Source organism: Neobittarella massiliensis (ex Bilen et al. 2018), assembly GCF_900289145.1.
GTDB lineage: Bacteria > Bacillota > Clostridia > Oscillospirales > Ruminococcaceae > Neobittarella > Neobittarella massiliensis.
On record NZ_OKQO01000009.1, the window covers coordinates 42,954 to 55,066 of the forward strand.

Consider the following 12,113-nt stretch of genomic DNA (forward strand, 5'->3'; position numbering starts at 1 on the left):
AAAAAGGCCGAACATTTTGGTTCGGCCTTTTTTTGTTGCCCGCAATTTCCCGCCCCCAAGCCTCTCCCCCCCTCAACACTCTCAGCCCATCTTGCCTCTCTCGGCCCATCGGCCCGCCCCCCGCCGGGGCCGATCTGTCGACAGGGGTATAAAAATAGGGCAAAATGTGCTATAATAGGGCTGTATTTACTGCTGTTTCACCACGTGTCCACCGGCAAATTCTCTCCGGTCTTACAGGTGTCTAATAGATATGAAGAAAAAATTGCTCCTCATGCTCAACCCCCACGCGGGCAAAGCCGAAGTGAAAAATAAACTTCTCGATATCGTAGATCTGTTTGTCAAAGCGGGCTACGACGTCACCGTGCGCCCCACCCAGCGCCGGCTCGAGATCCCCGATATCCTGCGCGACGAGGCGGCGCAGTTCGATCTGGTGGTCTGCTGCGGCGGCGACGGCACCCTCAACGAGACGATCTCCGGCCTCATGCAAAATGGGCAAAAGCGCACCATCGGCTACATCCCCACCGGCACCGTGAACGACTTTGCCACCAGCCTGCACCTCTCTAAAAACATGCTGGTCGCCGCCGAGACCATCATCAAAGGCTTTCCTTTCTCCTGCGATGTGGGCCAGTTCGGCGACCGCTACTTTTCTTATGTGGCCGCCTTTGGCGCCTTTACCGAGGTCTCGTACCAGACCCCGCAGGAATTTAAAAACTTTCTCGGCCGCACCGCCTATATCCTGGAGGGGGTCAAGCGTCTGGCCAACCTTGCCTCCTACCACGTTCGTTTCGACTACGATGACGAGGTCATCGAGGACGACTTTCTGCTGGGCCTCATCACCAACTCCTACTCGGTGGGCGGCTTTCGCTTCATTTCACAAGACCGTATCTCCATGTGCGACGGCAAGATGGAGGTGCTGCTGGTCAAGACTCCGCACACGCTGTCCGAGCGCTTTGCCATCGTCAACGCTCTGCTGCACCAGCGCATCGACCCCGAAGTGATGTATTTCTTTAACGCCAGCAAGGTCAAGGTCCACACCCTGCACGAGATCGCCTGGACCCTCGACGGCGAGTACGGCGGCTCCTGGACCGATGTCGAGGTCGCCAGCGTCAAACAGGCTGTCGACATTCTGGTCGATACCAAAGTCAAATAGCGCCAAATAACGTTACCGCAGCCAAACAGCCGTTTTCGGCCCCCTATCTTGCTAAAATAGGGCCGAAAACGGCTGTTTTTACAATTTATTCACATTTTCCAGTCGCTGGACGCGCCGCTTTTCTCACCGCTGCGCGCTACACTGCCGGCCGGCTGTCCAGCGCCCGTACCGGCAGCGCCTCTATGCAGCCCCGCTCGCCGGTGGGCGACAGCTGGATGCGCGGGCCCGCTGCCGGCGCCCACTGGTAGCCCATCGGCGCCGGGTCAAAGCGCTCGATATAGGCCCACAGCACCTGTACCGCCTCGCAAAACTCGTCGTCTAAAAACGGCTCGCCGCGAAAGACCAGGTAATCGCAGGCTGGCAGATCGATCAGGCTAAAGCCCTCCGGCACTGGCCCGGCATAGTTGGCCGGCAATTCTACCGCCTGCACATAGCGCGAGGTCCCGGGCTCTATCAGGTGGTCGGGCAGCCACATGCCGGCCGGCTCGTACAGCGCCTCTTTCACACTGCACAGCACCGGCCACATGTCGCAGCCCACCTCCTGGCAATAGGTCATGTAATCCTCGGCCTGCTTGCCCCGGTACAGCATCAGCTTGCGCGCCGGGTGGGTGCTGGTGCTCACAAACACAGCACTGGGAAACTGTTTGGTATCCATACTGTTCTCACTCCTTTTTAACATGCGAAAGGCGTGGTACACGCTGTCGGGCATAAACAGCTTGACCGGTGGCGCCGTGCGGCTGTATGTTGCCGGCGGCATGCCAAAGGTGCGGCAAAAGGCGCGGGTAAACCCCTCGTGCGTCTCAAAGTGGCTCTGCAGCGCCACCTCCAACACGCGGTCCTCCCCGTCGCGCAGCTTTAGCGCCGCCCCCGTCAGCCGCAACAGCCGAATATACTGGGCCGGGCTGTTGCCGGTCAGTTCCCGAAACACCTTGGCAGCGTGCCAGTTCGAGTACCCCGCCACATGGGCCAGTTGGGCCAGAGTAATATTTTGGTGCAGGTGCTCGGCAATATACTGCTGCATGCGCGCCACTGCGCGGGCTGTCTGCTCGTCGTGCACGGCCATCACCTTCCTTGCTCTCATCATACCAGTCCCGGCTCTGTGCTGTCTTGACCGTTTTTGTGCAAGTGCCGTCCCCTGCTCAATCGCAGCGCCGATCCCCAAGCCACCGGTGTGTGGCTCCCCTGCCGTGGGCACCTTGTCGCGGGCCCATCATCGGCAGCGCGCCAGGTCCAGCTATATCAGGCAGCTTGTCTTCCTGGTCATCCTCTGCCACCACACGGCAAAATGCACCATCCCCAACGCTCTCTAAATATGCCAGAAGCAGGCCAAAAACATCGCTGCCGTTGTCCCTGCCCGCGTCCCGTATTTTTGTCTACAATGGTCTTTTACCGCCCTACCTTTTGCCTACACGCGCCCGGCGATCGCCAAAAGGTCCTTCTGCAGCAACAGATATCCGCAAAAGTCCCAGACCTGCTGCCCCTGCTCCACCGGCAGCCCCACCACAGCTCCTGTCCGCTTATCTCACTAAAATTTGTCGCACCCGCGCAAACTGCCCCTCTGTCCCACCACTTTGCACCGGGCTATCTGTGCGGCGCTGCATCGCTGTGTGGCGCGGTGTAGCGCTTGCATAACGCTGAATGGCACTGGGCGGCCGTCGCCCCTCTGCCCCTCTGCCCCCTGACGCGAGCTTGAGCAGCGCGGCCGCAGCGCTCCGCCGATGAACAGAGCTTTCGCGCACCCGCCAGCACCTCGCCCAGCTCCGTCTTAACTCCGTTGGGAGCAGTTTTGCGCCTTTTATCCTCACTATCTAAAGCGTTCACATCTGCACTCGGCCGACCCAGCCGGCACGCACCACATAAAAGAGGGGCAGCAGTGCTGCCCCTCTTGATCATCATCCCGTCTTACAGCATGTCTTTGGGTGCGTCCTCTTCGTGGTACAGCTTGGCGGTGAGACCGTCCAGATAAAACACCACAAATTCTTTGCCCTCGGGCGAGCCATAGATCTCCGGCAGGCTCTCGTCCGCCTCAAACATGGCCTTTTTGGCGCCCATGTCGTCAGAGAACACCGCTTTGCCGCACAGGCGCAGCCAGTCGCCGTTTTCCTGCAGCGCGCAGATCTCCACTTTGGGGTAGGCTACCAGCTGGTCGTATACCGGCTTGTTGTTGCCGGTGCAAAACCAGATCTTGTCCTCGTAGGCCATAACCGAGCCAAAGGGCCGTACTCTGGCCTGGTCGCCGTCGCAGGTGGCCAGGTAAAAGGCGCCGCAATCCCTCATGATCTTCACTACATCTTGTAACATAAAAATACCTCCCAGTAAAATCGTTTTGGGTATACGTTTATGTTACCGTTTACCGGCGCGCATTGCAAGCACCGACCTGCACAAAAGCACACGGTCTATTCTGTGTCCTTTTCCTTGGGCGGCGTTTTCGAAAACAGCTCTTTTATTCCCAGTATCAGCACCAGCACGGCAAAGGCTTTTCCCACCCATCTGGGGCTCAGCATACCGGCGATCCACACCCCCAAAAAGGCGCCGGCGATGCCAAAAGGCGCGCATTTTAGGGCAAACTTATAATCGATCATCTTGTTTTTCACGTGGATAAAGATGGATACCGCCGCGATGGGTAAAAAGAAGATGAGGTTTATGCCGCCGGCCTGCTTTTGGCCCATATCCAAAAACAGCGTCAGATAGAGGATCAAGATCCCACCGCCACCCAGGCCCAGCGCGCTCACAAAACCCGCTATCACACTGGCGACTACCGCGATCACCCAGCTCATCGCAGCAGCAGCCTTATGGCCGCATACACCATAAAGCCCCCAAAGATGCGCCGCAGCCACTGGCCGGGTATCTTTTTCATGTACAGCGCCCCGGCAATGGCCCCCGCAAAGCCGCCCGGCAAATAGACGAGCGCCTGAGAAAACTGTACCGTCCCGTTGATCATGTAGAGGATCGCGCTCACCAGCGAGATGGGCAGGATCACCGCCAGCGAGGTGGCGTGGGCCTTTTTCAGCTCGATGCCACTATACTTGAGCAGCGGTACCGCCGCGATACCGCCGCCGGCACCAAACAGGCCGTTGAGCACGCCGCACACCGCGCCGATGAGCGGCGGTATCCATTTTTTCTGGGCCGTCTGTCCGGTCTGTTCGCTCACTGGCGGTCCCTCCCTCACACTTACTCGTTTACAGAGTTAGTGTGGCGGTTTAACCTCTATTTATACGCGCTTGGCCGGCAGCACCCATTTTCGTCTTTAAATAAAAAACGCCCACACCGCCTCATATGCAGCGTGAGCGCCTTTTACCGGCGTGGGTCCTCTTTTTTTGCCGCGTCATAAAACTGCCGGCACATCTGTTTTAAACGGGGTGCATCGTCTAAAAGTTGTCGCAACGCCTCTAGGTCGCGGGTATTTTTACCGGTTCGCAGCCACATCTTCACGTAGCCGCCGGGCCCGTACTTGCCGCGCAAATGCTCCCATGCGCGGGCGTACTGGCCGCCAAAATTCAGTTGCGGGCAGTGGTCCAGCCCGTACAAAACGGTGCGCCGCACCACCGTCTCAGGGTCCAGGGTGCGGTCGGCCTCGCTGACGATCTCCCCGTAGATCGACCGCGGCCGCTCCTTGGCCGAGGCCCGGTGGTCCTCCACCGCCTGGGCCATCGTCTCTATCTGCGGCGGTGAAAACCACTGCCGCAGCCGGCAGTCAGCCCGCAGTGCCGCGGCCGAGGTCAGGTGGTGGTCCGCCCGCCCCTGCGGGATGCCGATATCGTGGTAGGCGGCGATCGCATACACCATATCGATATCGAGCGCATACTGCCCACTCAGCTCCCGGGCGATCTCCAAGCTGTTTTCGATCACCGCCTCAATGTGGCGCAGGTCGTGGGCCGCATCGCAGTCACGGTAGCGGGGCAGCACCCGCTCTTCCAGATAGCGGTGCAGCGACGGTGCCACCGTCAATGGAACCACACCTGCTCGGTCTCGTCTTTTTTGGGGCGGGTCATCAGGTTGGCAATAGCCTTTTTACAGTCCTCCCCCTCGTACAGCACCCGGTACATCTGCTCGGTGATAGGCATCTCCACCCCCATCTTCTGCGACAGGTGGTAGGCCACCAGCGTCGAGCGGTAGCCCTCTACCGTCATGCCGATCTCCTGTACCGCCTGCTCGGCGGGGGTACCGGCCCCGATGAGCAGGCCGCAGCGCCGATTGCGCGAATGCATGCTGGTACAGGTGACGATCAGATCCCCCACCCCGGTCAGCCCGGCAAAAGTATCGATGCGCCCGCCCATCTTTACCCCCAGCCGGGCGATCTCCGACAGCCCGCGGGTCATCAGCGCCGCCTTGGTGTTGTCGCCCAGGCCCATACCGTCGCTGATACCGGCCGCCAACGCGATCACGTTTTTCAGCGCGCCGCCCAGCTCCACGCCCACCAGGTCGTCGTTTAAGTAGATGCGCAGGTTGGGGCCCATCAGCAGCTCCTGTACATACTCCGCCGCCTGGCCGCTTTTCGAGGCCGCCACCAGGCTGGTGGGCACGCCACGGGCCACCTCCTCCGCGTGGGAGGGGCCGGAGAGCACCACCACCGGGTTTTGGGGCAGCTCCTGCTCTATCACCTGCGACAGCCGCAAAAAGCTCTCGTCCTCTACTCCCTTAGCCACGCTGGCGATGGTGCAGTGAGGGGCTATATGCCCGGCCACCCGCTGCGCGGTCTGCCGTATCGCATGGGAGGGGACAGCAAACAGCAAAAGATCCGCCTTCTCTGCTACGGCGATGTCGGTACCCAGCTCTATCTCGGGCTGTATGGCTATGCCCGGCAACAGTTTTTTGTGCTCCCGGTCGGCTCTCAGCGTCTCGATCTCCGGCGCAAAGGGGCTCCACACGCTCACCTGGTGGCCACAGCTGCAGGCGGTAACCGCCAGCGCCACGCCAAAACCGCCAGAACCCAAAATCACGATATGTGCCATCTCAATTCCTCACGATCTCTTCTGCTCGTCGGCAGGTTCTCTTTTCTTTTTCTTGCCAAAGCCCAGCTCCTCACCGCGGATGAGCCGGCCGATGTTGGAGCGGTGCATAAAGATGATGATGGCGGCAAAGATCACCGCGCACACCGTCAGCGGCACCGGGTCGCGGCCAAACGCCAGCGACACGAAATATGTAACCACCGGGTAGCAGATAGCCATCACCACCGACCCCAGCGATACGATCTTCGAGGTAAAGGTCACTGCGGCAAAGATCAGCGCCGTAATGGCCACCGACACCGGGTCGATGAGCACCGCCGCCCCGGCCGAGGTGAGCACTCCTTTGCCCCCTTTAAAGTGAAAATAGATGGGAAAGATATGCCCCAGTATCGCGCAGTAGGCCGCCAGATAGGCGCCGTACATGGGCTCTGCGTGTAATATGTGCGCAAACACCAGCCGACCCACCACCACCGACAGCATGCCTTTGCCCAGGTCACCCACTGCGGTGAACACCGCCGCCTTTTTGCCGGCGGTGCGCAGCACGTTGGTCATGCCGGCATTGTGGCTGCCGTACTTGCGCACATCATCTTTTAAAAACAGTTTGCCCACCAGCACCGCAAAGGAGATGCTGCCCAACAAATACGAAAACAGCATCACCCCGGCAATACCCAGGCAATTTTTCAGCTCAAACACCGCCATACACCCCTTTTCCTGTCAGTCTTACTCGCCCCGCTGGCGGACCGAGAGCCGCACCGGGGTGCCCTCCAGGTCGTAGGCGTCACGTATCTGGTTCTCTAAATACCGCTGGTACGAAAAATGGAACAGCTCCGCGTCGTTGACAAAGCACACGAAGTGGGGCGGGTTCGACGAGGCCTGGGTCATATAGTAGATCTTCAGCCTCTTGCCTTTATCGGTGGGCGGCTGTACCCGGGCGGTGGCACTGGCCAAAATATCGTTGAGCACGCCGGTGCTGATGCGGCGGGAGTTGTTGGCATACACCTTTACGATCGTCTCATACAGCTTATCCACCCGCTGTCCGGTCTTGGCCGAGATAAATAAGATCGGCGCGTAGGACATGAACGAGAAATCCTGTTCCAGCTTTTTGCGGAAACTCTGCATGGTATGGGTGTCCTTTTCGATCAGGTCCCACTTGTTCACCGCGATGAGACAGGCCTTGCCCTGTTCGTGGGCGTAGCCGGCCACCTTTGAGTCCTGTTCGGTAAAGCCCTGGGTGGCGTCGATCATCACCACCGCCACGTCGGCCCGGTCCACCGCCATAAAGGCCCGCAGCACACTGTACTTCTCCACCGACTCATCCACCTTGCTGCGGCGGCGGATACCGGCGGTATCGATAAATACGAACTGGCCGTACTGGTTTTCCACCCGTGAGTCCACAGCGTCGCGGGTGGTGCCGGCAATGTCCGATACGATCATGCGGTCCTCGCCCAAAATGCGGTTGACCAGCGAGGACTTGCCGGCGTTGGGCTTGCCGATGACCGCCACCTTGATGGCCTCGTCCTCCTCGTCCTCCTCGGCGCTGCCGGGCAGCTGATCCACCACTGCGTCCAGCAGATCGCCGGTGCCGTGGCCGTGGACCGAGGAGACGGCGATGGGGTCGCCCAGCCCCAGATTGTAAAACTCGTACAGCTCTGCCGGCACCTCACCCACCGAGTCGCACTTGTTCACACACAGCACCACCGGCCGGCCCGATTTGTGCAGCATGGCCGCCACCTCCTGGTCGGTGGCGGTGACGCCGTCGCGCAGGTCGGTGACCAAAACGATCACGTCGGCGCTGCTGATAGCCAGCTGGGCCTGCCGGCGGATATGCGACAAAATAATATCGTCCGACTGGGGCTCGATACCGCCGGTATCCACCAGCATAAAGGTGCGCCCGCCCCAATTGCAGTCGCTGTAAATGCGGTCGCGGGTCACACCGGGGGTATCCTCCACGATGGACAGCCGCCGCCCGATGAGTTTATTAAACAGGGTAGATTTGCCCACATTGGGGCGTCCCACTACCGCCACTACTGGTTTTGCCATCTAGTTACCTCCCAAAACGGCCTCTATAAAGTCGTATCCGTCGTTTTCCACCAGTCGCAGCGAAACGCCCAGCCGCTGCTCCAGCTCTTCTCTGGTGCAGTCGTCTAAAAACTTGTCCTGCTCGTGGCGCAGCATACAGCTGGGCACCAACATGCGCTGCGAGAGCAGCTTACCCTGCACCTGGTCGATGATATCGGTGGCGGTGACGAGCCCCGTCACGGTGATGTTGCCGCCAAAAAAGTTGTTCTCGATCACGTGTACCCGGCACGCCAGGTCCGGGTAGTGTTTTCTGAGTTCCTCCACCATCCAGTGGATATAGGCGCTGGGCGCCTGCCCGGTGACCAGGTCGCAGGGCACCGGCTGCCGGTCCTTTTGCAGCCGGGCCAGCTCCTCTTTAAACTCGCTCAGCAGCAGCGCCGTCATACCCACGCCGTTTTCCAGCTGCTCAAAGTCTCCGTAGTAGTCGGTCCCCGGCAGTTCGCGGCCCGACAGCACAAAAAATTCATCGGCCGGGTAGATCAGGCGGGTGCCGTGGGCAGCCAAAAAGCCGTCGGTAAACTGGTGGATGGTATCCAGCGCCTGTGCGGCAGTCTCCCGGTCAAACGGCTGCAGCGAAAAGAGGTCCTGCCGGTAGCCGGTCAGCCCCACCGGCACCACCGCCACACTGGACACGCTGGGCCACAGCGCCGACAGGTCGGTCATGGTGCGGGTGAGCTCTTCCCCGTCGTTTAGCCCCGGGCACAAAACGATCTGGCAGTTGATGTGGATGTCCGCCGCCGCCAGCTGGCGGATGTAATCGAGCTTCTGCCCGGCAAAACGATTGCCCATCATGCGGCAGCGCAGCTGGGGGTTGGTGGTGTGCACCGAGATGTTGATGGGGCTGATGTGCATCTTGATGATGCGGTCGATCTCTTTTTGCTTCAGGTTGGTCAGCGTCACGTAGTTGCCAAACAAAAACGAGAGCCGCTCGTCGTCGTCCTTAAAGTACAGGCTCTCCCGCATCCCCTGGGGCATCTGGTCCACAAAGCAGAAAATACAGTTGTTGGTACAGCTGTGCTGCTTGTCCATCAAATAGGTCTCGAATTCCAGTCCCAGGTCCTCGTCTTCGTCCTTTTCCACCAGCGCCTCTAACGGGCCGTCCGCCTGCTCAAAAAGCAGTGTCAGGCTGGTCTCGCGGGCGTAGAACTGGTAGTCCAGCACATCCCCGATCTCGTTGTCGTCTATCTTTAGCAGTCTGTCGCCGGGCACGATACCCAGCTCCTGGGCCAACGAGCCCTCTATCACCTGTTTTACCGTCACTGCCATGTCTACATTTCTCCAGTTGTACCACAAGCGGTCCCACCGCTGTATATTGAAGTTATTATATCATAAAAGCCCGCACAATATAACCATTTGTGGCCGAATGTGCGCCGCCTTTGTCTCACGAAAAAAGAGAGGGCCAAAACCCTCTCCTCTCGTACCCAAAAAAGTTGCTTACGCCTCTTTTTTGATGATCTCTTTGCCTTTGTAGTAGCCGCAGTTTCCACAAACTCTGTGAGGGGTCTTCAGCTCACCACACTGTGGGCATTTGGAAAATGCCGGCATATCCAATTTCCAGACATTGTTGCGCCGTTTGTCGCGTCTGGCTTTGGACGATTTTCTCTTTGGTACCGCCATGGTCAGCACCTCCTTAACCTTGGTGTCATAAAAAACCTATTGCAATAGCTCTTTTAAAGCCTCTAGGCGGGGATCTATGGGATCTTTGTCACAGTTGCAGCTCTCGCGGTTCAAGTTGGCACCACATTGGGGGCACAACCCCTTGCAGTCCTCACAGCACAGAAGTTTGAGTGGGAATTCCAGCTGTATGTCGGTCAGTGCAAGCCTGTCCAGATTCAGTTTATCACCGTCGACAATGATATCTTCCTCAAAGCCGTCTATCACCTCTTGGGTGAGAACATGGGTAAATTGGTAGTCAAATACCCGTGTCAGCGGCTCCAGACACCGGTCGCACACACTGTTTACGGTGAAGTGCGCTCCAAAGCGGATCTCGACGATCTGCGCCCTGTTTTGCGCCACACCTTTCAGGTGTATCTCGACCGGGTCGGGGACAGTACCCGTCAGGTCGCTCAGCGCAGCCGCGAGCGTGTAGTCGATATCTACTACCTCGCCCTCACTGGCAAACAACCTCTTTAAATCGATAAGCATAATGACTCCTTAGTCCGCCACAGATTAATTATATAGACCAGCCCCCGCTTTGTCAACCGGCGTTTGCAAAAATCCACCATTTTTGCCGCCTTACCGCTGTCAAAAAGGCATTTTCCGGGGCCGCCTTCTCATTTTTATCTCTTACACCAGCTTGGGGATCCACTGGCTGCGGTCGCCGGGCAGCAGGTCCACCACCGGGATATCGATCAGTGTGTAGCAGCCGGGCTGGCGCTTAAAGCTGGCCCGGGCGGCGCATACCAGCACCTGGGCGGTGAGCGCGGGGTTGTTGATGTGCATATTGAACTCCAACAGCTGGTTGTGGGTGGTGCCCGAAACACCTTTGCGCACCAAGTTCACCCCGTGGCCGGTGTCGATCAGCGCCTCTACATCGTCCACCTGCTGCACGTGGGTCTCGTCGTGCACAAAGTAGTCGTCCTGCAGCACCGCCTGCTTCACCGTCTCAAAGTCTGCCCCGGGGCAGAGCTGCACATACACCATGCGCCGGTGGATGCCGGTACCGGTGGGGATGGTCATCGACAGCGCGTTCTCCACCCCGTCGATGGCCTTTACCGCCACCGTATGGCCCATGCTCATGCCGGGGCCAAAGTTGGTGTAGGTGATACCCTTAGGCGCAATAGCCTGCATCAGGGTGCGCACCACCGAGTCCGAGCCCGGGTCCCACCCGCAGGAGATCACCGACACAGCGCCGTTTTCTTTGGCTACCGGGTCCAGCTGCTGGCACAGATCCCATATACCGGTGTGGATGTCATAGCTGTCCACCGTGTTGATGCCCATCGCCAAATAGTCGCTGGCGTACTGGGGCACGGCGCGGGTGGGGGTGCACAAAATAGCCACCTGGGGCTTTTGGCTCAGGTCGCAGATATCGGTGACGATCTCCACGCCCTCGAGCTCCGGCGGCAACCCCTCTCTGCTGGCGCTGCGGCGCACCAGGCCCACCAGCTCAAAGTCCTCGGCGGCGCGCACCGCCTCCAGCACTGCTCTGCCAATATTGCCATAGCCTACGATCGCTGCTTTTATCACGGTCAGTTCCTCCTTTGATCTCACGTATTATCAGGCACCTTATTTTACCCGATTTTTCCCTCTCCCGTCAACCAGAATATGCCGTCTCCCGCCGCCGTATGTCCGTCCGCCTACCGCTGCCGCAGCCCGCCGCACCGGATGCTGTCGGCCTGGAGTCCATATCGGCCGCCTGCCTCGGCGGCCCCAGCGGCCCCGCACAAAAAAGAGCCGCCGGCTCATTTTACCGGCAGCTCTCTCTTTACTTTAACAGCGGTGCGGGGCCCCCCAAAGATCGGGAGATACCGCCCCTCAAAATCAGGTCCTCAGAGGTACTTTCTCACGCTCTCGGGCAGTGCCGCCTCTTCGGCCGACACGGTGAACACGAACTCGATGTCCTTGGCGTCTTTGAGTTCGTCGATCTCGCCCAGCATCACGCCCAGACCATCCAGGTCTTTCTCGGCGCCGCCTACTTTTAAGATAGAGTCCACAAAGATGTGTGTGATGTCGTAGTTGCCGGCCATCAGCCCGCACACAAAGCCCAAAAACTCACCAAAGCCCTTGATACCGTACTGGTCGATATCCACCAGTCGCACATTGGTCGCCAGATCGTACTGCAGTTTTAATGTTTTATCCAGACAGATGACGTTGCCCGCCGAGGTTTTTGCCGCTTCGTTGATTTGGTCGATGAGAGTCTTGGTCTTGCCGGAGCCTCTGCTTCCTACGATTATTTTTATCATTGTGGTAACCTCCTATTTTTTAAATGGGGGGCGCGC

General features: G+C 58.9%; 14 protein-coding genes. 1 reads left to right on the forward strand and 13 read right to left on the reverse strand.

Going from position 1 to position 12,113, the window contains the following annotated elements:
• Positions 1-250 precede the first annotated feature (250 nt).
• Entirely contained in the window at positions 251-1,150 is a 900-nt protein-coding gene (locus C6Y32_RS12790; RefSeq protein WP_105205659.1) for a diacylglycerol/lipid kinase family protein, read from the forward strand.
• Between the two features lie 136 nt (positions 1,151-1,286).
• On the opposite strand, the gene C6Y32_RS12795 is transcribed toward C6Y32_RS12790, so the two are convergent.
• The 13 genes from C6Y32_RS12795 to C6Y32_RS12855 form a co-directional block, all read right to left on the reverse strand.
• Positions 1,287-2,234: an AraC family transcriptional regulator gene (locus C6Y32_RS12795; RefSeq protein WP_243562752.1), complete on the reverse strand. Its 948-nt coding sequence runs from the start codon at positions 2,232-2,234 to the stop codon at positions 1,287-1,289.
• 818 nt (positions 2,235-3,052) lie between these two features.
• The gene (locus C6Y32_RS12800; RefSeq protein ID WP_186487488.1) at positions 3,053-3,451 is read right to left on the reverse strand and encodes a pyridoxamine 5'-phosphate oxidase family protein; all 399 of its coding nucleotides are present in this window, start codon (positions 3,449-3,451) and stop codon (positions 3,053-3,055) included.
• Between the two features lie 95 nt (positions 3,452-3,546).
• Positions 3,547-3,927 (reverse strand): sulfite exporter TauE/SafE family protein, encoded by a 381-nt coding sequence (locus C6Y32_RS12805; protein ID WP_105205660.1) that lies wholly within the window; start codon positions 3,925-3,927, stop codon positions 3,547-3,549.
• Entirely contained in the window at positions 3,924-4,301 is a 378-nt protein-coding gene (locus C6Y32_RS12810; protein WP_105205661.1) for a sulfite exporter TauE/SafE family protein, read from the reverse strand. Before C6Y32_RS12810 ends, C6Y32_RS12805 begins: the two co-directional genes overlap by 4 nt.
• Before the next feature lie 143 nt (positions 4,302-4,444).
• Positions 4,445-5,092, reverse strand: coding sequence for an HD domain-containing protein (locus C6Y32_RS12815; protein WP_105205773.1), 648 nt, complete (start codon positions 5,090-5,092; stop codon positions 4,445-4,447).
• Positions 5,093-5,094: 2 nt separating this feature from the next.
• Complete coding sequence (locus tag C6Y32_RS12820) at positions 5,095-6,102, reverse strand: NAD(P)H-dependent glycerol-3-phosphate dehydrogenase (RefSeq protein WP_105205662.1); 1,008 nt, start codon at positions 6,100-6,102, stop codon at positions 5,095-5,097.
• 9 nt (positions 6,103-6,111) lie between these two features.
• Positions 6,112-6,795 (reverse strand): glycerol-3-phosphate 1-O-acyltransferase PlsY, encoded by a 684-nt coding sequence (gene plsY / locus C6Y32_RS12825; protein ID WP_243562754.1) that lies wholly within the window; start codon positions 6,793-6,795, stop codon positions 6,112-6,114.
• Positions 6,796-6,816: 21 nt separating this feature from the next.
• Positions 6,817-8,136: a ribosome biogenesis GTPase Der gene (gene der, locus C6Y32_RS12830; protein ID WP_105205663.1), complete on the reverse strand. Its 1,320-nt coding sequence runs from the start codon at positions 8,134-8,136 to the stop codon at positions 6,817-6,819.
• Positions 8,137-9,441 carry a DUF512 domain-containing protein gene (locus tag C6Y32_RS12835; protein ID WP_105205664.1) on the reverse strand — a complete coding sequence of 435 codons (1,305 nt, stop codon included), beginning with the start codon at positions 9,439-9,441 and terminating at the stop codon, positions 8,137-8,139.
• Positions 9,442-9,609: 168 nt separating this feature from the next.
• Positions 9,610-9,792, reverse strand: coding sequence for a 50S ribosomal protein L32 (rpmF, locus tag C6Y32_RS12840; RefSeq protein ID WP_105205665.1), 183 nt, complete (start codon positions 9,790-9,792; stop codon positions 9,610-9,612).
• Between the two features lie 36 nt (positions 9,793-9,828).
• Positions 9,829-10,320 carry a YceD family protein gene (locus tag C6Y32_RS12845; protein ID WP_105205666.1) on the reverse strand — a complete coding sequence of 164 codons (492 nt, stop codon included), beginning with the start codon at positions 10,318-10,320 and terminating at the stop codon, positions 9,829-9,831.
• A gap of 141 nt (positions 10,321-10,461) precedes the next feature.
• Positions 10,462-11,361: a diaminopimelate dehydrogenase gene (locus C6Y32_RS12850; RefSeq protein ID WP_306418982.1), complete on the reverse strand. Its 900-nt coding sequence runs from the start codon at positions 11,359-11,361 to the stop codon at positions 10,462-10,464.
• A 302-nt stretch (positions 11,362-11,663) separates the two neighbouring features.
• Complete coding sequence (locus C6Y32_RS12855) at positions 11,664-12,077, reverse strand: hypothetical protein (RefSeq protein ID WP_105205667.1); 414 nt, start codon at positions 12,075-12,077, stop codon at positions 11,664-11,666.
• Positions 12,078-12,113 lie beyond the last annotated feature (36 nt).

Excerpts from the sequence above, each read along its gene's own strand:
- plsY (WP_243562754.1), bottom strand. The coding sequence starts at position 6,795 with ATGGCGGTGTTTGAGCTGAAAAATTGCCTGGGTATTGCCGGGGTGATG.
- C6Y32_RS12855 (WP_105205667.1), bottom strand. The coding sequence starts at position 12,077 with ATGATAAAAATAATCGTAGGAAGCAGAGGCTCCGGCAAGACCAAGACT.
- der (WP_105205663.1), bottom strand. The coding sequence starts at position 8,136 with ATGGCAAAACCAGTAGTGGCGGTAGTGGGACGCCCCAATGTGGGCAAA.
- C6Y32_RS12800 (WP_186487488.1), bottom strand. The coding sequence starts at position 3,451 with ATGTTACAAGATGTAGTGAAGATCATGAGGGATTGCGGCGCCTTTTAC.
- C6Y32_RS12795 (WP_243562752.1), bottom strand. The coding sequence starts at position 2,234 with ATGATGAGAGCAAGGAAGGTGATGGCCGTGCACGACGAGCAGACAGCC.
- C6Y32_RS12845 (WP_105205666.1), bottom strand. The coding sequence starts at position 10,320 with ATGCTTATCGATTTAAAGAGGTTGTTTGCCAGTGAGGGCGAGGTAGTA.
- C6Y32_RS12805 (WP_105205660.1), bottom strand. The coding sequence starts at position 3,927 with ATGAGCTGGGTGATCGCGGTAGTCGCCAGTGTGATAGCGGGTTTTGTG.
- C6Y32_RS12790 (WP_105205659.1), top strand. The coding sequence starts at position 251 with ATGAAGAAAAAATTGCTCCTCATGCTCAACCCCCACGCGGGCAAAGCC.
- rpmF (WP_105205665.1), bottom strand. The coding sequence starts at position 9,792 with ATGGCGGTACCAAAGAGAAAATCGTCCAAAGCCAGACGCGACAAACGG.
- C6Y32_RS12835 (WP_105205664.1), bottom strand. The coding sequence starts at position 9,441 with ATGGCAGTGACGGTAAAACAGGTGATAGAGGGCTCGTTGGCCCAGGAG.
- C6Y32_RS12820 (WP_105205662.1), bottom strand. The coding sequence starts at position 6,102 with ATGGCACATATCGTGATTTTGGGTTCTGGCGGTTTTGGCGTGGCGCTG.